Here is a 20539-nt window from a genome sequence, read left to right as displayed (position 1 = left end):
TAACTCTGAAACCGCGCCCGAAGCGCAGATGGCAAAGGTGCTGACATGATCCATCCTCCAAAATAGGATGAATCACAAACACGACCCTATAGGAACCACCGATTCAAGTTTTCACAGAAACGCTTTAGCCGCACCCGTCGGGCGACCGACTCGTAAAGGGCCAGCGCATATTTAGAGGTGAAAGACCGCAGAACCTCCAACTCCAAAAGTTTCTGGCCAAGTTCAATGGCACTCTGCAATTGGACGGCTACCAAGGCTACAACCGTCTGACCAAACCTTCCCGAAAAGGCGGCGAGCCGATCCGCGTTGCACACTGCTGGGCGCATGCCCGTCGCAAGCTGAAAGAAATCTTCGACCGGGACGGCTCTGAAATAGCAGCCGAAGGCCTGCGCCAGATCGCGGCGATCTATGCCATTGAGGCTGACATTCGCGGCACATCCGCCGGCCAGCGCCTGTCTGCCCGCCAGGCGAGATCGGCCGCTTTGGTCGAAACTTTTGGCACATGGCTGCAGGCGCAACGCCTACGCGTCTCTGCAAAGTCTCGCCTTGGCGAAAAGCCGGGTTATATCCATCGTCACTGGGACGGCCTGCAAACCTTCCTGTCCGATGGACGCGTCGAGATCGATTCCAATAAAGTCGAAAACCTCATTCGTCCGATTGCTCTTAACAGGAAAAATGCACTGTTCGCCGGCCATGATGAAGGCGGCCGTGCATGGGGACGCATCGCATCCCTAATCGAGACCGCGAAGATCAACGGTGTGGAGCCTTTCGCATATTTAAAAGCTACGCTTGAGGCGATCGCCGCAGGTCATCCTCAAAGCCGCATCGACGAACTGCTTCCTTGGAACTTCCAGCCGTCAAGTTAAACCGCCGTGCCGCCCACACACCGCTTACGATTAAAATTCTCCGCATCGACAATGTTTCGATCCACGCCTCCGCGAGGGAGGCGACGGCTTGGCTGTCCCGTGCCGAGGAAGTCGTCGCGGTTTCGATCCACGCCTCCGCGAGGGAGGCGACGGGTTATCGCGTGGTTCGTTTCTGCATCCACTCGGTTTCGATCCACGCCTCCGCGAGGGAGGCGACGTGTCGGATGCTGTGCCCACCTACTCTAAGATGTGGTTTCGATCCACGCCTCCGCGAGGGAGGCGACCGCCGTTCGGGTTGCGCCTGTATCTATAGGCCATGTTTCGATCCACGCCTCCGCGAGGGAGGCGACCTACGCTGTATGAAGGGTCAGCAAGGTCATTGCTGTTTCGATCCACGCCTCCGCGAGGGAGGCGACGTCAAAACTTCCCCCATTGGGATTTAGGTTTTTTGTTTCGATCCACGCCTCCGCGAGGGAGGCGACATATCCCGGTGATCGGCTGTTGCCGTTCTTGGTGTTTCGATCCACGCCTCCGCGAGGGAGGCGACGATCAGCCCGAAAACGGTTGCTCTCCGCGCTGCTGTTTCGATCCACGCCTCCGCGAGGGAGGCGACCGAGGTTCACAGGCACGAAAATGCCGGTGAGTTTGTTTCGATCCACGCCTCCGCGAGGGAGGCGACCGGATAGACCGGCAATGAATTTCGCCTCCTGCCCGTTTCGATCCACGCCTCCGCGAGGGAGGCGACCCAGTCCCTCGGCTCTTGGCGGAGGGGCTGCGGTGTTTCGATCCACGCCTCCGCGAGGGAGGCGACACGTGTGATTTCTAAGATGCCAGCGCCGGAGTTGTTTCGATCCACGCCTCCGCGAGGGAGGCGACCAAGGATTGCGCCGATAGCGAACATCACCGCACCGTTTCGATCCACGCCTCCGCGAGGGAGGCGACGTCGGAATCCCCCACGCGGTTATCGCCAAGACTATGTTTCGATCCACGCCTCCGCGAGGGAGGCGACATGCGCGCGCCCTCCGAATAATCCCCATTGCCATGTTTCGATCCACGCCTCCGCGAGGGAGGCGACCCTATGGCGGCGGCTTTGCTGGCGCTTTTTGATAGTTTCGATCCACGCCTCCGCGAGGGAGGCGACGCGTCCAGCGTGTTCAAAGCGCGCCGCCGATGATGTTTCGATCCACGCCTCCGCGAGGGAGGCGACTGTAGCCGCCGCCGTTCACCGACTTTTCCAGCTTGTTTCGATCCACGCCTCCGCGAGGGAGGCGACGCGCCATTTCGGCTTGCGGTGCGCCCGTGGCGGCGTTTCGATCCACGCCTCCGCGAGGGAGGCGACGATTTCCGTCGGCAAGTCGTCGCCAGACGACAAAGTTTCGATCCACGCCTCCGCGAGGGAGGCGACTGTCCACATCCACGCTTCCGACATAAACCGCACAGTTTCGATCCACGCCTCCGCGAGGGAGGCGACATGTGCGGTCCTCGATGTTGACGCCGCATGTGTTGTTTCGATCCACGCCTCCGCGAGGGAGGCGACGGCCATCCAGTAACAGATTGATACAGGGAAGAAAATTAGCGACATTCCGCGAAGACCGTGCGGGATGACAGAGAAACAACGATTTCAAACAGCAATTAGGTCACAACTCGTTGAAAAGTCTAACCTGCGAACGGTCCGACTTTAAAGCGTCCACTAGAGGTTCGCATCAGATAATTAGAGGCCCATCGAAATCAGTCGCAGGCTTCGCACCGACATGCTCGATCCGGCGACGCCACTCGCGGCCTAGCATGTAGAACCGCAGGGAGTCTGTTGTCGGGTCGATGGCCTCCACAAGTCGCGCACGCAGCACCGTCCAGAGTGCCGGATCCAGATCACACTCAAAGACTGAGAACTGCACGCGTTGGCCATAGTCTTCACAAGCCCGGGCGACACGACGCAACCGCCTGCGCCCCGATGGGGTCTCTGTTGCTACGTCATAGGTGATGAGGACCATCATCAGATTACCCCCAAATCCATGCCGGATAGGCGTCGATGTCCCCGCGCAAATGACGGGCCAGGAGTTGTGCCTGAATTTGGGGCAAAAGGCCCAGAGCGACGCGCTCGCCCAGCCAAGTGTGGGTCAGTTCGCTGCGCTTGCGCTCTTGATAGGCGCGCAAAACCGTATCGCGGCCGTTGTCGGAAAGAAGGACAGCACCGGTTTCTTCATATCGAAAATCCTGTGCCTTGAGCTGGCGACGGTTGATCAGGCTCAGACATACGCGGTCCGCGATCGGCGCACGCAATTCCTCCATCAGATCCAGCGCCAATGACATACGGCCTGGTCTATCGCGATGAAGAAACCCCATCTGTGGATCGAGGCCGTGGGTTTCGCAGGCTGCCCGGGTATCCAAGGACAAAAGCACGTAGAGGAATGACAAGACAGCGTTGACCGCATCCCGCGGCGGTCGACGGTTTCGGCCCGAAAACACAAAAGTAGACTCATCGTTGCGTATCAGGTGGCCGAAGATCTGCCAGTAACCATGACCCGCCTCGCCCTCGCGTCCGCGCAGGGTGTCCAGATCGGGTGCGATAAGGGCATGCCGGGCAGTAAAGTCGAGCGCCCGCTGCGCCCGGTCCACGGCATCAGCCCCTTCCGTGCCGGGGTAATCACGCAAATGACGCCTCAGAAGCGCCCGCGCATTTGCGATCTTGGCCGCAACCATGGCCCGTGCGACGGGAAGGGCAGCATCGGCATCCGTTGCCCGATGCTGCGCGCGGCGCAACAAGACATTTCCGGTCTGCGGCCCCTCGACCCGCGCCAGCAGCTTGCCGGAATATCCCAGGAACGCGACCGAGATCCCCGCTTCGGACGCGAATGCCATGAGCGCGGGGGACATTGCAGTCTGTCGGAAGCAGACGATTTGTCCCAGAAGATGCGCCGGTGCCCTGGCACGGGTGGCTCCATCGATATCAACGGCTATCGTCTCGCCGTCCTTGTGAAGATAGGCACCTTCCGATGTGACATAGAGCGTGTTTAGCAGCTTCTTCATGGTTCGCTGGGGACCCCTGCCTTTGCTATCCGTTCCGCCAGCCAGCTAGTGCCGATGTCGCGCGCGCCTATCGGGCGGCAGAAATTGAAGAGCGAACACGCACCGCAGCGCTTCGCTTCGTAAACCGGGGGCGGAACATGCCCTGCGACGATCGCCGTTCGCGCTTCATCGGCAACCCGCAAGGTCAAGGCACGAAGATCGGGGTCAAATGCAACGACCTTGCGGCGCCTGTTCTTGCCGTAGAACAGAGCCCCCTCTGACACGTCCTGGGCCATCATCTCTTCAAGGCAGAGCCCCTGCGCGCAAAGCTGGACCTCGTCAGCGCGGTGGGCCTTGGGGCGACCGCGCTTGTATTCGACGGGATAGGGCATTGCACCGCGCATCTCCACTACGTCGGCTACGCCGTGCAGCCCGTGTCTATTCGATCCCAGCTGAACCGAACGTAGCGTCCGGATGCCGTCCCGACTTTCGGAGGTTCCACTATCGGCGCGGTCGTGCAGCACGCGGCCTTCGACAGTGAACAGGTTTTCGGCCCAGAGCCTCTCGACATGGATCAGGGCGCATTGCCTGGGGCAGAACAGCCAGTGCTGCAGTGCCGAGAGAGGCAAAGAGACCTCCACCTCAGAACGGTTCGACGACTGTAATCCCCTCAGGCAGGGCCGCATCGTCCAGCAGAACAGCATAATCCGTGAAGGCGCGGGCAACAGGCCAATTGTGGGTGCGATCATCGCCAATCGGTAAGGTCTCGCCCTTGTAGGCGCGCTGTACGGTTACCCGGTCGAACAGCTTGTGGGCCTGGGCGTTGCCAAGCGCGCTATCGTGGCGGAAGGCGATTAGTCGGCGAGCCGCCATCATGCCGCGCGCGGCCGAGCGATCATGCTCGAACATATCCCTAAACCCCGCCCAAAGCAGCGCGAGATCGTCCTCGGAGAAACCGGTGCGACCGGCAAGGTTGGCGTTGATAAAGCCATGCGCGCGGTAAAGCCCATAAGGCACGATGTGCTTGCGGCCCATGGTCCGCTCCTTCTCGACATCTTTCTCGTTCGTGACGGATGATCGGGTGATCGAGACCTCCAATGGCATGATCGGCTCGGCCGAGCGGGCGAAGGTCATCTGGACGGGGCCGCGCACCTGACCAGCGTTCACTTCGGTGGTCATCACCGCGCCGAACGTCCGGATGTCCCAAAAATTGGTGCACATCCACGTGGTAATGCGCTCGGCGTCCTCGACTTTCTTCGGCTTCTTCTTGGATTCCGATTTCAGGCCTTCCGCCTCATAGGCCTTGGCGTGTTGACGGTTCAGGACGGCCCCGTCTTGCATGTAAATGGCATAACCCGCCTCGTCGCCCTTCGCTTCGGCGACATAGTTGCGCAACTTGCGCTTCAGAGAGACGTCAGTGACTAGGCCCTGCGAGGTTTCTGGATCCATGCGAGGCAGGTTGCCCGCATCGGGATCGCCGTTGGGGTTTCCGTTCTCAACGTCGAAGAACAGCACAAAGTCATAGCGGTTGGTTACGGCGGTCATGCGTCGATCTCTCCGTCGGGGGTATCGTCAATGATGGCGTCTTCGGCTTTCTGGTAGAAGGCGGAGAGCTGGTGATAGAAGCCGACGAAGAACCGCCCCTGATCTTCCAGCGGTAGAGACGTCGGCAGGTTGCCGCCACCGGGCAACTTGGCCAGGATGGCGGCCACGGCTTTCTCCGCCTTGATGCCTGCGCCAACTTTTTGCCCGCCGGCCTTGGCCAAGCCAGCGCGGTTGTGTTCGTACCCCTTCATCAGCACCGGGAAGATGCGGGCAGGTGTGGCGGAGGCACCGCCAATATACTTGTCGCGGATCGTAGCACCCCTGTCGGCATAGCTGCGTTCAGCATAGGTGAAAGCGCCGAACAGGCGGCCCAGAACATAGGCAGGGTCTTCGGATGTCTCGTCCAGGGCCATGGGCACCTCCGTGGTGGTGTTGCGCGTCAGGACCGCGCGGATGATCGCGGCGCGGCGGCCGTCAGAAAAGCGGTCTGGCGGCGTGCCCTCGACGCGCAGGCGGCCGATCACGGCCGACAGCAAAATGCGTGGATAATCGGCCCCGGTCAGAACCGAACGCATCAGCGCACCACCCAGCAGGGGCGGGATGTTCTTCGCCTCGCCCAAGGCCGCCACATCGTAAAGCAGCCGCCAGGCGGCGGGCGGGCGTTCGATTCCGTCCTTTCCGATCCAGGGGGAGGGTTCGATGCGCAACTCGTCCCAGAACCGCACGATGCGCCCGGCCAAATCCTGCAGGCGGCCCGGATGCCAGAACCGCACCGACAGGCGCGCGGCATTGGGCGCAAGGCCCAGAATGAAAACACGGGTTTTGGGGTCGTAGCCGGGGGCGTCCTGCCAGAGACCTTTTGCGATGGAGGTCAACTCGCCCGACAGCTTGTTGAGAGCTGTGTTCGCATCCTCAGGATTTGGGGCAAGTACCATCCCGAACAGCACATTGGCCGAGATCGTGGCTTTGGGCGTCGCCGCATCGACCCAGAAGACCACGGTGGCATCACCGACGCGCAGGGTCTGACCCGAGCCACGCGCTAGAAGCGCATTGAGCGCGGTGCCATATGCAAACGCCGCAGCTTCGGAAACCGGGGCATTGTCGCCCTGTTTCTTGCCGTGGGATTCATAGGCCAGTTCATTGAACGACACGAGCGATGCGCCGGAACTCTGCGCGCCCATTACGCCCTTGATGGACGGATGCAGTCGCGCGACCGGCGCAGAGTTGCCGGTCACAAGGCATACCTCGCCTTCCCCAGCGTCGTCGACCAGCAACGCGGCCACTTCGGGCAGGTCGTGCAAAAATCCGGCGTTCCCCTGAAGACGGAAAACTAGGTTCTGGTCGAGCAGGGCCACGGAGTGGCCACTTTCGGAAAAATCAGCCCAGGTCCAGCGGCCGAGAAAGGCACGCAATGCAACCAGTCCTGGAACATTGGAGCCCGCCAGCAGGGCAAGATGAGCGGTGACGAAGGCTTCGTGTTCCTGTGCTGTCCGTTTGCTCTGTCCTGCAAGAGGATTTCCAAGGTCATCGGACAGCGGTTTGCCATCGCTTCCTGTCGCGACCACGACGCCAAGAACATAGGCAGATTTGTCCCAGAAGAGATTGGGATTGATACCAGCCGTCCGTTTGATGGCTGCGGGGACAGACATCGGCCGCGCCCGCAGCTTGCCCTTTTCATCGGGCGCACCCAGCACGTTCATCTCGACCACTGTACCGTCAGGGGCCAGCACGACCTCGCCGCCGATAGCTTCGCGCGAAAAACCGGGGCGGGGCAGGTCTGGCATCCGGGAATAAAGCGCGGCAAGCTCGGCCAGGATCGTCACGCGGTCAGCCCCTCGCGGGCTGCGGCAGCGACATCAATCACGCCGTCCTGCATCTGGGCATGGAAAAACATGGACCGGCGACCGTGCGTATAGTCGATATCGTACAGCATCCAACCAAGGTCGCGGCTTCCGGGCGGCAAGGCTGTCTCGGGGAAAGTTTCGACCGTCTCGAAATCGGCTGCGAACTCGCGCACGCCCAGACACGGGCGGTGAAAGCACTGCCCCTTGGCGGCACGGCGCAGGAACATCTCACGATGTTTGCCGGGATTGTCTTCGGGACCGGCTTTCGGTGTCATCTCGAAATGCGCCTCGATCCCATAGGAGACGTTGCGCAGGGCCAGCATGGCGCGTTGCTGCCTTTCAGCCGTGACATCGATGCCGAGGCTCGACAGGTCGCCGGAACGCTCTGCCGCGCGGGCGTTGCGGTCCGAGACCTTGGCACCGACCTCGTTGCGGCGGATGTTCTCGAAGCGGATCGGCTTCAGAACGTGGATGCGGTCGATCACCCAGCGGACGGCAGGCTTCCAGTGGATCGCCTCAAGAATACCGCGCGCGGCTGAGGGAGGCATCACATCATAAGAGACTCGCTCAACCTTCATTTCTGGGCGTGTGAAGCACGCGTAGTCGCCCCATACGTGAAGTTTAATGCCGTAGGTCATAGAAAGCTACACAATGTCTAAATTGTTGAATTAGATCACTATGCGATGACCTACAGTGTAAATGTCAACGACAATATCCAATTCAATTGGGATATTGTTTCCGTCTATTTGTGTTTCAAGCCATCGCGGTGATGGCGACCGAAAGCCATCTGACGACGATCAGCAACCTCCTAACTGTCTTTATCGGCTCTCGCCCGGGATTTCTGTCAAGCGATCAGGTCAAACTCCTCGAACCGCTCCATCCGCATCCCCGCATGGTCGTCGTAGAGTTGCAGGTGATCGAGCATCAGGAATTCCCGTCCGAACAGGTCCTCGCGCCAGAGGCTTGCTGCGCGGGAGGCCTCCAGTGCGCGGCGGATATGGTGAGGCAGTGTGACGACATAGGGTTGCAGCGCGCGGGCGATGCCACCCGTCCCCGTCCGCCACTTTAGATCGTCCAGAACGTCGTCTGGAATACCCCACCGACCGCCCCGCACGATCACCGGTGCCTGAGTGTCGTCGATCATCCGAAAGGCGTGGGCGATCTGTTCAAACCGGAAGGCCATATTCCCACCCGACGTGGCAATCTCCTTCATGATGCCTGTTTTCTGCGGTCCGCCTTCCTGTCCGACCGTTACCGCGTCCAATGCGTCCACTCCTTGCGACCAGAGCAGGGTCCGGAAATAGTCAGCGACCGCCTCTTCTGAAAGCGGATCAACGTGGGCCTTGATGATCTTCGCGCCGATCTCTGCCATCTGCGCGACCTCGTCAGGAGGCGCAGAGCCTTCAGCCGTGGGGGTAAACACGACCACCTCCCCTGCTTTCATCAAGCCCTCCCGGTTACACCGCCCCGCCGCTTGGGCGATGGAATCGATGCCTGCAGCGGCGCGCATGACCATCGGGAAATCCACGTCCACGCCTGCCTCAACCAAGGAGGTGGAAATAAGCCGCACCGGCAGCCGGTTTGCCAGTCGGTCGCGAACATCGGCCAGCACGTGTCGCCGGTGCTGCGGCGTCATTGTTGTACTCAGATGCCTCGCGCCCGGCAGATCGGCCACCCGGTCGAACAGGCTGCGGGCGTGGTGCCGATTGCCGACAATAGCCAGAACCTGCGGAGCCTGCGATATCCGTTCTGTCAGGGCATCGTCGTCCAGCGAACCGACATTCGTAACACGTGTCCGGCGCAGTTTCCGATAGAGCAGCGGCGGGTCCGGCGCCAGTTCACGCACGCTCTCCAGGGCCTCCGGAACAATCAACCCCTGGTCTCGGCTTAACACGGGTTGCGTCGCCGTCGACAGAACGACCGTGGCCCCATAGTGCCGCGTCAATTCGGTAATGGCCGCAAGGCAAGGACGCAGCAGTTTGCGCGGCATGGTCTGGGCCTCATCGATCACAATGACGGCTCGGGTCAGATTGTGCAGTTTGGCGCAACGCCGCTTGCGTGCCGAAAACAGGCTTTCGAAGAACTGGACAGCGGTCGTGACAACGATCGGCGCATCCCAGTTCCGGGTTACGCGACGCAGGCGACGCAGATCCTCGTCGTCGTCCACTCCGTCCCAATCAAAACTGGCGTGATGCTCAACGACCTGATCCGGTCCGAGCACCGCGCCGAAAACATCCGCTGTCTGTTCGACGATTGACGAATAAGGGATGACGTGGATCACACGCTCCAGACCGTGCCGCAACGCATGGTCCAGTGCGAAGCCGAGCGACGCGAGCGTCTTGCCCCCACCGGTCGGAACGGTCAGCGTGAAAAGGCCAGGGTCTTGCATTGCCCCCGCGCGGACATGGGCAAGGATCTCGGCACGCAAATCGTTCACAACCCCCGTCCTGTCGGAAAATCCGGCCATATGGCGGTCGAATGCATCGCCATGATCGGCGGTGACGACCGCGGCAGCCCGGGTAACCGGTCTGTTGTCCCGCCCATCGTAAAAGGCCGCCGTTTCCAGTTCGTCCGCGTCCACAAGGCAGGAGAACAGCATTCGAACGACAAACTGGATCGAGAAATGCGAGATCCCGTTGCCAGTGATCGGTCCAAAGGGCATCAAACCGGATGGAATCGGCATCCATTCTGGCGGTTCTATATTAGGCACAGACCTTAGACGCTGCGTAAGGTTTTCCATGTCTGGTAACCCTGAGTGATGACCAGACACACAAGCCGCAAGCAACGGCCCTAGGCCTCCATAACGGGATTGTAGCAGTTTAGCACCCTCACCACTGTGAGGTTCTCCATTGATTTCTCCGGACAGCTTGGCTTGAAAGCGCGGTTTTATCTTGCCAAGGTCGTGAACCCACCCCAACAGAGTTGCAGCATCCACCCCATTGAAAGACGCTGCGAACCCGGCAGCTCTCTCGGCCACGGCACGAGCATGATCTTCCAGAGGTTCCCATTCCGTCATTGGACGTGCAATCACGCTGTGGGCGTAAACGGTCATGAATATCCTTTTGTTCTCAGGCATGAAGTATGTTGTTCGGAGAGAATGGAAACAGTAGGCCCAGTTATGCAATGGGGTTATGTTTTCATGTGTAGGCTCTGAAAGGCAATGATCATGTAACCGCTCCCGACGGCATCTGCTGTGCCAAGGTGGGGATGAACATTATAGGTATACTCTCATTGAGACCTGCCGCATGAACAGTGTCGATCTCGAGGCGTGGCTGCGTTCCTTGCGGCTGCGCCCTTCGTCGATTTACGGATAATCGATGCTGCGGCCGTTGCCGGTTTCCTTGATCTTCGATTGCGGAAGATTGACGAATTCTTCCACATGGGCCGCCTGCGCGCCAATATGGATGGGGGGCTCCCGGCCGATCCCCTGAGCCTCCAAAGGCGAGCCCTTCTGTAGTGTTAAATAGGTGTTAAATATAGTGTTACGCTGTGGATAAGTGCCTGCAAGTTGCTGATAAATAAAGCGGAATAGAAACGGCCTGTGTGTAGAGTCACGAAAGAGCGTGTGTAAAAGCACGAAAGAACGTGTGTAGAGTCACGAAAGAAAAGTGTAACGTGGGTGAAATCACGAAACGTCTTGACGGCGTGGGTGAAATCACGAACCATAGGCTATGGCGGGTGAAATCACGAAAGATGCCAAGTCTCCTCTTCTGCCTGATCGTCTGGATCAGGGGGACCTGTTTGTGTGCGATATCTTTGATGCTGCGCCCAAAGGTGACATGGCGTCTATGGCACACCCGATTTTTTCGCTCTCGACCAAACCGGATCATCGGATTCGTAGGTATGAAGATGAATCCGGTAAAAATTTCGTCGAGGTGAAGCCGTCTGCGGAAGGATTGGCGACAATCCACGACCGAGATGTTTTGATCTACTGCATTAGCCAAATGATCGCGGCGATGAATGAAGGAAAAATCCCTTCAAAAACCCTCCGTCTGAAGGCCTACGATTTTCTGAAAGCGACGAACCGCGTCACCGATGGTCGGGGCTATGATGCCTTGCGTAGCGCCCTGGTCCGCCTTCAGGGCACACAGATCGAAACGAACATCGTCACCGGAGAGACTGAACAGCTCGATATTTTTAGCATCATCGATCGTGCCAAGATCGTGCGTCAAACGCGGGATGGCCGGATGCAGGAAATTGAAATCCAACTCTCCGATTGGGTGTTCAACGCTATCCGCGCAAAAGAGGTTCTGACATTTCATCGGGACTATTTTCGCCTGCGCAAACCCATTGAACGACGGCTCTATGAGCTGGCCCGCAAGCATTGTGGACGCAAGAAAGAGTGGCGGGTCAGCCTGCCCGTGCTACAAAGAAAATGTGGGTCAGCATCAACCCTGCGAGAGTTCCGTCGGCTGGTGTCCAACATTGTCCTTCATGACAAAGGACACGCGCACATTCCTGACTACGCCATCGATATGACCGACGACATGATAGTCTTCACCAGTCGCGGCACGGCGGGCGGTGAAGCAGGGCAAGCTGAGAGCCCTGCCCTGCTGTCGGATATCCACCTTTCCTCGGATACCTACGTAGAGGCAAGACAAGCGGCACCAGGATGGGATGTCTATGCCCTTGAGGGTGAATGGCGTCACTGGATGTCAGAAGGTGGCCTCGACGCCCCGAAGAACCCGGACAAAGCCTTCCTAGGCTTTTGCAAGAAATGGTTTGAGCGACGTGGACGGCCATAAAGCACAAATGTGGGTTTGTTCATTTGATCATTACAACAAATGTGATAGGCATGATTCATGATAATATCCTTCCTCAATCAAAAAGGTGGCGTCGGCAAAACCACTTTGGCAGTCAATGTCGCAGCAAGCCTCGCGAATCGGGGTGAGCGCGTCTTGCTTATCGATGCAGACAAGCAAGGATCAGCATCGGCTTGGGCCGCTCTGCGCCAGGACACTCCTTTTCAGGTTGTGAGCCTAGCACGGGCCAACATGGCCAAGGACGCCCTCAAGATGTCCTCTGACTACAGTTACACAGTGATCGATGGTCCGCCCCACGCCGAAGAGATCGCCCGTTCTTGTATCATTGCCTCCGACTTCGTGGCCCTGCCGATCGAGCCCTCTGGGCTTTCGACCTGGGCATCCGATCTGACGGTCAGGCAGGTGCGTGAGGCCCAAGAATATAAAGAAATGTTGAAATGTGGGTTTGTGGTTTCACGCAAAATAGGGAAAACCGTCATAGGCCGTGAAATCCGGGATATGGCCGCAGCGGCGGACATTCCGGTTTTGAGCACGGAGATCGAACAAAGGGTCGGGTTTGCTGAGAGCATGACCATGGGGCAGACCATATTTGAGTGGGCACCCAAGAGCGCCGCAGCCCGTGAAATTGAAAAACTAACGAAAGAGATTGAACGCCATGTCGAAGAAGACATTCGCATCGGCTCCAAAGCCAAAACTGCCAACGGATGACCAGATACTAGCATTTGAACGAGGTGGGGCAGGGCACGACACGAAGGCCGCCGAACCAGCTCCCGTCAAGCAAAGCGTATCCGAACCTACAAAGCGGTTAAGCTTGGACCTACCGGCATCAATGCACACACGTTTTAAGACGTCTTGCAGCGCCACAGGCCGCAAAATGGTCGGCGAGCTTCAAGAGTTCATAGAGCAGCGGACAATAGAGCTAGAAGAAGAGGCGGGAATAACCCGCAAATGAGTAAATGTGGGTTTCAACATTTGATTGAAAGAGGGTATCTCAAGAAAGATCCTGATTGCAAAAAAATGTGGCCGTTTTTGACCCCCTTCGTGCGTACAGGGCCTGTTTGCAAGCGGCTTTCTCGATTGAGCCGAAATATTTGTTCATGTAAAGTTCCTTGTTAGAGTGCGTATTCCGGAACATCGGGTTCATCCCAACAAAGGTACGTAGAGTCCCATAGGTTTTCGTGGACTGCTTTGATCTGTCAGGCTTTATGTTGCCGTCACATCCCCCGTTTTTGCCCTTCGGCTACGCTGCCTTTTTCGGGGGTAGGATCCCGAGGGTATCGCGGAGTTTTTCTTCCGAGAAATCGTATTCCCCAAGCATATTGATGTGGGCCCATGACATGGGCGAATGGGCTGCGATCTGCCGCAGCAGGTTTTCTCTGGCATCAACGTCCGGAGCCTTCTCGACCTGTCTGGCGAGGTAGAGATAGTTCCAACAGATGATGCTGTTCTTGATCAGGCGGTTGCAGGCTTCGGCGATCTCCTGTTCTTCCTTTTCTGTCTGGGTGAATTCACGCGGGTTTCCGACCGCCACGGCGCGGGTGAAACGGTTGGCCAGTTCGACCTTGTTGAGCTGCTTTTCGATGGCCTGTCGCAGCGCCAGATCGTCAATGTAGCGCAGGATGAAGAGGGATTTGATGATCTGCCCGAAAGCCTTCAGGGTCTGGTACAAGGCATGCTGTCGCGAGTATGAGTTCAGCCTCCGGAAGATGTCGGACGCAGTGTTTTCCTTGAGCCTGATGGTGGCCACGAGGCGCAGCAAGTCATCCCAGTATTCGCGAATTACGGCTTCGTTGATAGTCTTATCGGGCCGTATGACCCAACTGGGGTCAGCCTGATGTTTCGGCTTGAAGATGTGCAGGGTCTGTTTGCCGATCCCCTTGATACGTGGGGCGAAGGAGAACCCCAGCAGATGGGTCAGACCAAAGACAGCCTCAGTATAGCCATGGGTGTCCGTGGAATGAATGTCGCTTTTCACCACGTCGTTGTGCATGAGCCCATCGATCACATAGGCGCTTTCCCGGTCAGCGGCGCTGATCATCAGGGAATGCCACAGGAAGTTGCGCTCATCGGCGAAGGTATAGGCGCTGACACCCTGACCTTGGCCGAAGTATTTGAATGATCGGCTGGCATGTAAGCTGTCGCCGCGCACTTCGAATTTCTGGCCGTCGCTGGCGGTGTGGAGTTGATCGCGCGTCTGGCGATAGAGGTTTGGCAGTTCCATTGCGTTCATGGCTTTGACCACGGCGTCATTGGCGGCGCGGATGTTTTCCAAGGAGAAGCGCCAGTTGACGGTGTGATCCAGTTCGCTTTCCGTGACGCTTGAGGAAATCCGCGCCATTTTCCGCACGCCGATCCCGCAGCCCAGTCCCATGATTCCGGCCAGCAGTGCAGGATGGGATGTGGTCTGCCGGACATGGGCTTGCTGCCAGTGCTCGAAAGACAGCAGCATGTTGCAGTGATTGTTGACGGTTTCCAGCACCTGCGCCAGCGCCACGTCGTGGCGTTGAGGAAAAAGATCACCCAGTGGATCAGCCTCACGGGCATCGAGCGCCGGGGTGGAAACGTGGAATGTCCCATCCTTGCGCAGTTTGAGGTGAGGATTGTCGACCGTGCTATCATTGGTTGTTTGGTACTGGGCGGTGAGTGCGGAGTTCAGCCTTGCCAGAACGGGTTCAGGGTCAGCGAATTCCGTCAGACCTGCGCGTTCCAGCAGCCAGTCCCTTTCCCGGTGCCAGCGGTTCCTTTCGATCAGATAGGCGTCCATGGGCCGGTATTTGTAGGATTTCTCGACATTCAGGTCGCCGGACTTGATGGCCGTGGTGACCGCCTGAAACAGGAAAACCTTGTAAAGCGATACCCGAAAAGTGCCATCGGCTCGTACAAGAGCTGCCTTTTGGTCACCATCAAGAAAGTCCACCGGTGCATGGCTGGCGGACACGTCGCGATCTGCCTTGAAGTGGTCAATCGCTTCCAGCAGGGCTACCACCCGTTTGTTCGGCATGAAGGTGAGCACCCGCAATAACGGGCTGAGGCGGTTTTGCAGTTTCAGTGACCGTGTTTCCAGTATGGCATACCAACCGGCTTCACTGGCAGTTGCGGCCAAATTGTCCCTCAACCGGTCGAAGTCTTCCGTCCTGCTCTGATCGAGAAGAGCCTGCGCTGCAGCGACCTTTTCCGCGTCTGACAGGTTGGCAGCCGACATGACGCTCCGGATATCACGTAGGACCCCGAAGACGGAAACCTCCAGGCCATCGACAACAATGCCGCTCTGCCGCTGCTGATCCTTGCGTTCCTGCACCAGTATTTCCTGATAGTCCCGCGCCGCCGCCGACTTGAAGGATGCCATGACGCTGAGCCAGAGATCGATCATGTTGTCCTGACAGCGATAGAACTGATGGGCGACAAAGGCAGCAGCATGGATGTGACGGTCGTTTCGATCCCGGCGCTGCATCTGGAAGATTTCAGACCGCAGGACACTGCCCGCAAAATACCGGATGCCAGCAGTGCCAAGATCAAGTCGTGCAAGAATGTCGTCCAGCTGGCCGTACAGGTCTGACAACACCTCCAGATCAGCAACGGCTTCCCTGATCCTTGAGGGGCTGGTCGATTGGGCCAGTTTCTTGAGAAGGGTCAGGCGATACCGGTTCTGATCACCCTGTGCCGTGAATAATGCATCAAGCAGGTTCCGCGCCTCGACAGACAGCTGACTGTCCATCAGTGCTATCAGCTCCGCCTTGCGATCGTGCAGACCGGCACGGATCAGGTCGTTCAGCCGATAAGCAGACGGAACCTGTATGCGGTGCTGGATCAGGAAATCAACGCAACGGTCAAAGATCAGACGAGGTTTGAGATGCATCCGCGCCATGGTGGCCACTTCGGTGGCCAGGGTATTACTGGCAGTTTCGTCAAATGGAGCAAAACCGTAGAACTTCAGAATGAGCTGATGGTGGCGCGCCCGTGTCTGCTTAGCATAGGCGTCGGGAGTAAAGTCCAAACTCTGCACTCCCATCATCCGTGCGACTGCCTCGATGTCGCGCTCGTGGAAATCCTGCGGTTGGTAAAATCGCTTGGCGGCTTTGAAGTAGCCACACATCAAGAGGAAGGCGATCTGGCTACCGGGTGTTCGGAGTCTCTCTGCGATATCGAGAAGGCCTTTGGGCAGATCGAAGAACTTCTTTCGGTCGCGATGATCAAATGGCGGCGGCTTGTCGAAGGCATCCTGTTCATTGGCCGTGAGAATGCGCATCCGGGGCATGAGTTGATCCTGTCAGAGGTGACCGAAAAGGGACGGTTACGGACGGTGCCGAAAAACCCGTCCGTAAATTATCTTGTAATACTATAGGACAGGCATATAATTCCGTACATCCATTTCGTTACAGATCGCCCGTTATGTCCAGAACCTTCGCCTACGCCCGTGTCTCAACCTTTGATCAGAGCCCCGAAAACCAAATCGGAGAGATCAGGGCGGCGGGCTTTGATATCGAACCACACCGGATCATCACCGAAACTATTTCCGGTTCGATGGCCATCACGCAGCGGACCGGCTTTTCTCGGCTTTTCGAAAAAATGGAAAAGGGTGACATTCTGATTGTCACAAAACTTGACCGACTGGGCCGTGACGCCATTGATGTCAGCACCACCGTAGCGAAGCTCGAAGAGGTGGGCATCCGCGTACACTGCCTTGCCCTCGGCGGCGTTGATCTCACCAGCTCCGCCGGGAAAATGACCATGAATGTCATCAACGCAGTTGCCCAGTTCGAACGGGATCTACTCATTGAACGCACTCAGTCCGGTCTGGCCCGCGCTAAGGCCAACGGCATTCCCTTGGGACGCCCATCAGCCCTGTCCCCGGATCAGCGCACAGAGGTGAAGGACAAACTTCAGAACGGCGAGACAATCTCAGCCATCGCGCGCCACTTCGAAACCAGCAGACAAACGATCATGCGCGTCAGAGATCACGTATAATCCTGTGGGACTTTACGTACCTTTGTTGGGATGAACCCAAGGTTGCGGCCTGCGCTGCGGCAGACAGCAACAGGAGCGGCGGCAGGGCAAGGGTCAGCAAGGGACGCATCAAATATCTCCGTAAAATGAACAGGATTAGAACCGGAACCCCCTAGGGAGAACGCTATCCGGTCGAGCAGTATCTTATTTCGCATCTGGATCAAATTAGCGTTTCCGTCTGATCGTTGTTTCGGGGGAGACGGTCTAATCTGGCCCCGAATACTAGCCCCGCCAAGCGCGTTGTAGCTTTGGAGCAGGCGGCGGGCGACCTCTAAGGTCGTGCAGATCGAAGCTAGCATAATGGCGGTTATTGCATACATTCGATCAGCTTGAGGAAGCCCAGCATCCGCGCGTTACAGTCTCCTGCATCTTTGCCGAAGTGGGCACGGCGATGGCAGTTAGGACAGGTCGCAATGACAAACCGCGGATCATCAGGACCTCCATCAGTTAGGCGCCGCACATGATGGGCTTCTAAGAACGGTTGACCCGAAGGTGTCTCGAATGGCGCAAGATCTCCACAGTCTTCGCAACGGCCGCGAGACCTTGCCAGAACATAGGCGCGAACGGCCGCAGACCGCTCGAACACAGTCGAGGTTTGCTTCTTGTGCCCTGGCGTCGCGGACGCTGCTGCGAGCGCGCGCTCCCGAAGCTCTTCCAGAGAGACGGGTGCAGCGTCAGTCAGCACTTGAGCCGGTTCAACCTCATGCGCATTGATTGCATCAATGTGCCGAAGCTCGAACACAATGGCGTCGCGGATCGCACCTTCACGATCGGGCGACCTTTCGGTGTGGTCTGCTTCGTAAACGTACTGGCCTAGAAAACGTAGGCCCTCTTTGGTCTTCCGAAACAGCAAGAGGTCTTTCCCGTTCTCGGCATGATCCCGGATGTGCTTGTTGCCTCGCAACATCTGCATGTCGCCAACCTGGCCTTCGCCAAAATACTCGAACACACCATCGGACCGCATTCGGTCAGAGTATCCATGTTGTTCGCCTTCGTCTCCGGTAATGCAGACCACCAAGGAATGTCCGATCGGCGTAATGATACCGCCTTGCTGTTGACCACCGTATGGCGCGTGAATGTCCTTGCGCCGGTTGTAGATGCGGCCCTCTTCAAATCCCCAGGGCATAAAAAATCCTCTGTTTGGTCGCTTCTGTCTAGCTGATCGCTATCCATCCAAAGGCCAGCAAGGCCCATTCAGCCCTTTGGATGCGCTACGACGTTGTTGCATATCGGTTTGATGGTGAACGAATAAGCTGTCGCGTTAACCATTCGTTCACCATCAACCTACCAGTGTCGTTAGTGGTGCAGGTCCCGTGAAAGTTCCGTCACCCACTAAACTTATCAAACCACTGGAACCACTGAAAAATGATCCGGCACCCGTTGAGACCTTCTTGGTCAAAAGAGCGGGTGCCGCCATTCAGCGGCAGCACCCTGACATTCGGACCCAATCGTTAACGGGGTCCTAACGATGAGGGTTGTGGTTAAGGATTCTTAAGGATCGGCTAAATTTCGCTCAGATGGCTATCTGGTCCAAAAAAACTTGCTGCCGTAGTTCACCTTGCCAAAGCATAGCCCCAGCGGCTCGGGTTCCGGTATTTGTCTCGACAAGCCTTCCAGGACCCATACACGCCAGGTGGGCCGCTGTGACGGATAGGCTCGCTTCTGACAACGCCTACAACCTGCGTGACCACCCATGCTTTCAGGGGCAAACAGAGAAGATGCTGAGGGAGGGGAAATCGGCATCTGATACGCGCAAAGGCCGTATGCTGGCTCCTCTGCTTTCAGTGAATAAAGATGCTGAGAAACGGGGAATATGCCGTAATGGTAGCGCCACAGATCACGGCGGCGCGCATTGAGGCGTTGATATTGTTCATATTGTTGACTGATTTGAGCTGCCTTATAGACCGAATCTGACATCATCCGGCGTCAGAGGAGAGCTTGTCGACGTACATTCTACGAATGATATCAGGTCGTTGCGCGTTGCTTTGAGATAGGCGCGATTATTCCTGATTTGCGCATGAACCACGCATTAGTACGCGATTTTGTGCATCTGGTGGTAGTTGCGGCATGTGGAAGTCATCTCCTTGAGATGCCAGGTACTGGCTTCTGACGGCTATTCGCGCCACTTTGTGCTATTCGAAGCTGGCGAAATGTAGTCGACCTTGGGGCTTCGAATATGGGCCAATGAAGCCCACGGCCCGCTGTGCCGATCGATGAATTTCCCGCGATATCCCATGGCGCTGGCCTTCGACCCGGCCATTACCACCGATATTTTTGAGGCTAATCTTGTCTGGATTTCTCTTGGTCTTGCCGTACAGTGTAATCCGGTTGGGTTCGGCCTTTCCCAGATAGGCGCTGATGCCTTCAGGACCTCCGCCGCCACGTACGGCCTTCGTGATGTTCCACGCATCGTGGACAGAAAATGCTACTTGGCCTCTACTGAGATCGAGGTGATGGTTTGGAGAAAATTCCTCGTCGGTCCATCGTCCCACCTGGGACGCGAAATCTAGATGGTGCTTTGCCGGCAGGTGGTGCCCGATATGCCAGTGTTCACCGGGGTGATGAGCTCCTGTTTTTGCTACCTCGCGGCACCATACGACCGCCCACGGCACACCGCGCGCCTTGCTCCACTTCCGCATTAACTCCAAGAGGTCTCGGAAACCATCCCAGAGGTGGCCGATCTCGAAAACGCCGCCGCTGCTGACGTGCTGGAGGCGGGCCGCGTTGATTGTGGTCAGAGTGTTGAGGGGAAACCTGATGTGCCTGGAAAAATTAGCGGCGTTCATCATCTCGCGCTGTGTGCCGCGCTTTAGTGATGTTGATGCAGGGTATCTTGGAGAAGTGTGTACTACTAGCGTTTGCGGGTGCGCTATGAGGCCCTGAACTTCTATTCTCTGATTGGTCGTAAGTCTTTCATGGCGCAATAAGAAAATCCTTTGCCATATGGAACCAGTTCGCTTCCGGTGTTCTCCATATGTTCATGTAAAAACGGAAGCGACGCAAGACCCTATAGGCCATTTTATCTTGCATGCCAGATATGCTTTTCGACGGGATTCATCACTCGATGATCGCGCTCGGCAACATCTCTTCCACGGTTCCTGTAATCCGCGCTTTTCGACCCACACGAGGTCGTTGCAGTTCGGCGTAGGCTGCTCTTTTGCCCTCTATGTCCTTCGCCCCCCAGCCGATCACAAAGCCCGTCACGCGCCGCCCTGTCTGCTCAGGGACAATGCTGACTGTGAAGTCGGACAGGGCATTAACTTCAAGAAGTGCTGGCTTGATCGCATACTGGTTGAGGTTGCCATAGGTTGTCAGTCTCCCCTTATCGACACCCAAGAGTTCGCGGAAATCATCCAAGCCGAAACGCTCCATGAACACGTGCTTTAATACTACAGTTGCATTTTGAGCCCGGTTTTCCGATGAGCTCTTGCGGCGTCGAGTTGATGGGCGCGTCGCCATCTTGACCAATCCCAGATGACATTGGTGGAAAGAATAGGGCGCAAGAGAAGGC

The 20539-nt window shown here is 57.4% G+C and carries 15 protein-coding genes, 1 pseudogene and 1 CRISPR repeat array; of the genes and pseudogenes, 4 read left to right on the top strand and 12 right to left on the bottom strand.

Translation table 11 applies throughout. The annotated features are described in order from the left end of the window. The first annotated feature begins 239 nt into the window (after positions 1–239). Entirely contained in the window at positions 240–866 is a 627-nt protein-coding gene (locus BV911_RS16460; protein WP_240512312.1) for an IS66 family transposase, read from the top strand. 53 nt (positions 867–919) lie between these two features. Next, a CRISPR array of direct repeats spans positions 920–2403; the repeat unit is 32 nt; unit sequence GTTTCGATCCACGCCTCCGCGAGGGAGGCGAC. A gap of 166 nt (positions 2404–2569) precedes the next feature. On the opposite strand, the gene cas2 is transcribed toward BV911_RS16460, so the two are convergent. The 8 genes from cas2 to BV911_RS19250 all read right to left on the bottom strand — a co-directional run bounded on the left by cas2 (position 2570) and on the right by BV911_RS19250 (position 10838). Beyond that, a complete protein-coding gene (gene cas2, locus BV911_RS16455) occupies positions 2570–2860 on the bottom strand; it encodes a CRISPR-associated endonuclease Cas2 (RefSeq protein WP_086054698.1) in 291 nt (96 codons plus the stop codon). Between the two features lie 4 nt (positions 2861–2864). Beyond that, the gene (gene cas1c, locus BV911_RS16450; protein WP_086054697.1) at positions 2865–3893 is read right to left on the bottom strand and encodes a type I-C CRISPR-associated endonuclease Cas1c; all 1029 of its coding nucleotides are present in this window, start codon (positions 3891–3893) and stop codon (positions 2865–2867) included. After that, a complete protein-coding gene (gene cas4, locus BV911_RS16445) occupies positions 3890–4501 on the bottom strand; it encodes a CRISPR-associated protein Cas4 (protein WP_240512310.1) in 612 nt (203 codons plus the stop codon). Before cas4 ends, cas1c begins: the two co-directional genes overlap by 4 nt. A gap of 13 nt (positions 4502–4514) precedes the next feature. After that, complete coding sequence (gene cas7c, locus BV911_RS16440; RefSeq protein WP_086054695.1) at positions 4515–5417, bottom strand: type I-C CRISPR-associated protein Cas7/Csd2; 903 nt, start codon at positions 5415–5417, stop codon at positions 4515–4517. Beyond that, entirely contained in the window at positions 5414–7240 is a 1827-nt protein-coding gene (gene cas8c, locus BV911_RS16435; RefSeq protein WP_086054694.1) for a type I-C CRISPR-associated protein Cas8c/Csd1, read from the bottom strand. Before cas8c ends, cas7c begins: the two co-directional genes overlap by 4 nt. Then, positions 7237–7899, bottom strand: coding sequence for a type I-C CRISPR-associated protein Cas5c (cas5c, locus tag BV911_RS16430; protein WP_086054693.1), 663 nt, complete (start codon positions 7897–7899; stop codon positions 7237–7239). The genes cas8c and cas5c overlap by 4 nt, the downstream gene beginning before the upstream one ends. 206 nt (positions 7900–8105) lie before the next feature. Continuing rightward, the gene (locus tag BV911_RS16425) at positions 8106–10277 is read right to left on the bottom strand and encodes a CRISPR-associated endonuclease Cas3'' (protein ID WP_240512313.1); all 2172 of its coding nucleotides are present in this window, start codon (positions 10275–10277) and stop codon (positions 8106–8108) included. Between the two features lie 288 nt (positions 10278–10565). Next, the gene (locus BV911_RS19250; protein ID WP_139840124.1) at positions 10566–10838 is read right to left on the bottom strand and encodes a hypothetical protein; all 273 of its coding nucleotides are present in this window, start codon (positions 10836–10838) and stop codon (positions 10566–10568) included. 94 nt (positions 10839–10932) lie between these two features. Here BV911_RS19250 and BV911_RS16420 point away from each other — a divergent pair, with 94 nt between their 5' ends. Both BV911_RS16420 and parA read left to right on the top strand, forming a co-directional pair. Beyond that, positions 10933–12006: a replication initiator protein A gene (locus BV911_RS16420; RefSeq protein WP_086054691.1), complete on the top strand. Its 1074-nt coding sequence runs from the start codon at positions 10933–10935 to the stop codon at positions 12004–12006. A 57-nt stretch (positions 12007–12063) separates the two neighbouring features. Further along, positions 12064–12732, top strand: coding sequence for a ParA family partition ATPase (gene parA, locus BV911_RS16415; RefSeq protein WP_086054690.1), 669 nt, complete (start codon positions 12064–12066; stop codon positions 12730–12732). Positions 12733–13264: 532 nt separating this feature from the next. On the opposite strand, the gene BV911_RS16410 is transcribed toward parA, so the two are convergent. Continuing rightward, entirely contained in the window at positions 13265–16279 is a 3015-nt protein-coding gene (locus BV911_RS16410) for a Tn3 family transposase (RefSeq protein ID WP_086054689.1), read from the bottom strand. A 134-nt stretch (positions 16280–16413) separates the two neighbouring features. Here BV911_RS16410 and BV911_RS16405 point away from each other — a divergent pair, with 134 nt between their 5' ends. Beyond that, the gene (locus BV911_RS16405; protein WP_086054688.1) at positions 16414–16989 is read left to right on the top strand and encodes a recombinase family protein; all 576 of its coding nucleotides are present in this window, start codon (positions 16414–16416) and stop codon (positions 16987–16989) included. Between the two features lie 346 nt (positions 16990–17335). Here the strand turns inward: BV911_RS16405 and BV911_RS16400 are convergent, their stop codons facing one another. The 3 genes and pseudogenes from BV911_RS16400 to BV911_RS16390 all read right to left on the bottom strand — a co-directional run. Then, the gene (locus tag BV911_RS16400; RefSeq protein WP_086054687.1) at positions 17336–18154 is read right to left on the bottom strand and encodes an HNH endonuclease; all 819 of its coding nucleotides are present in this window, start codon (positions 18152–18154) and stop codon (positions 17336–17338) included. A gap of 1006 nt (positions 18155–19160) precedes the next feature. Next, entirely contained in the window at positions 19161–19817 is a 657-nt protein-coding gene (locus BV911_RS16395) for a hypothetical protein (RefSeq protein ID WP_086054686.1), read from the bottom strand. Between the two features lie 268 nt (positions 19818–20085). Next, a pseudogene (locus tag BV911_RS16390) lies at positions 20086–20539 on the bottom strand (hypothetical protein); the annotation flags it as partial.

This window comes from Pseudoruegeria sp. SK021, assembly GCF_002119405.1.
Classification (GTDB): domain Bacteria; phylum Pseudomonadota; class Alphaproteobacteria; order Rhodobacterales; family Rhodobacteraceae; genus Meridianimarinicoccus.
Note: the sequence above shows the minus strand (reverse complement) of the source record. Positions and strands in the feature narration are given on the sequence as shown.

Coding starts and splice junctions, on each gene's coding strand:
- cas2 (WP_086054698.1), bottom strand. CDS start 2,860: ATGATGGTCCTCATCACCTATGACGTAGCAACAGAGACCCCATCGGGG.
- cas1c (WP_086054697.1), bottom strand. CDS start 3,893: ATGAAGAAGCTGCTAAACACGCTCTATGTCACATCGGAAGGTGCCTAT.
- cas7c (WP_086054695.1), bottom strand. CDS start 5,417: ATGACCGCCGTAACCAACCGCTATGACTTTGTGCTGTTCTTCGACGTT.
- cas5c (WP_086054693.1), bottom strand. CDS start 7,899: ATGACCTACGGCATTAAACTTCACGTATGGGGCGACTACGCGTGCTTC.
- BV911_RS16425 (WP_240512313.1), bottom strand. CDS start 10,277: ATGACGGAATGGGAACCTCTGGAAGATCATGCTCGTGCCGTGGCCGAG.
- BV911_RS16420 (WP_086054691.1), top strand. CDS start 10,933: ATGGCGGGTGAAATCACGAAAGATGCCAAGTCTCCTCTTCTGCCTGAT.
- parA (WP_086054690.1), top strand. CDS start 12,064: ATGATAATATCCTTCCTCAATCAAAAAGGTGGCGTCGGCAAAACCACT.
- BV911_RS16410 (WP_086054689.1), bottom strand. CDS start 16,279: ATGCCCCGGATGCGCATTCTCACGGCCAATGAACAGGATGCCTTCGAC.
- BV911_RS16405 (WP_086054688.1), top strand. CDS start 16,414: ATGTCCAGAACCTTCGCCTACGCCCGTGTCTCAACCTTTGATCAGAGC.
- BV911_RS16400 (WP_086054687.1), bottom strand. CDS start 18,154: ATGCCCTGGGGATTTGAAGAGGGCCGCATCTACAACCGGCGCAAGGAC.
- BV911_RS16395 (WP_086054686.1), bottom strand. CDS start 19,817: ATGATGAACGCCGCTAATTTTTCCAGGCACATCAGGTTTCCCCTCAAC.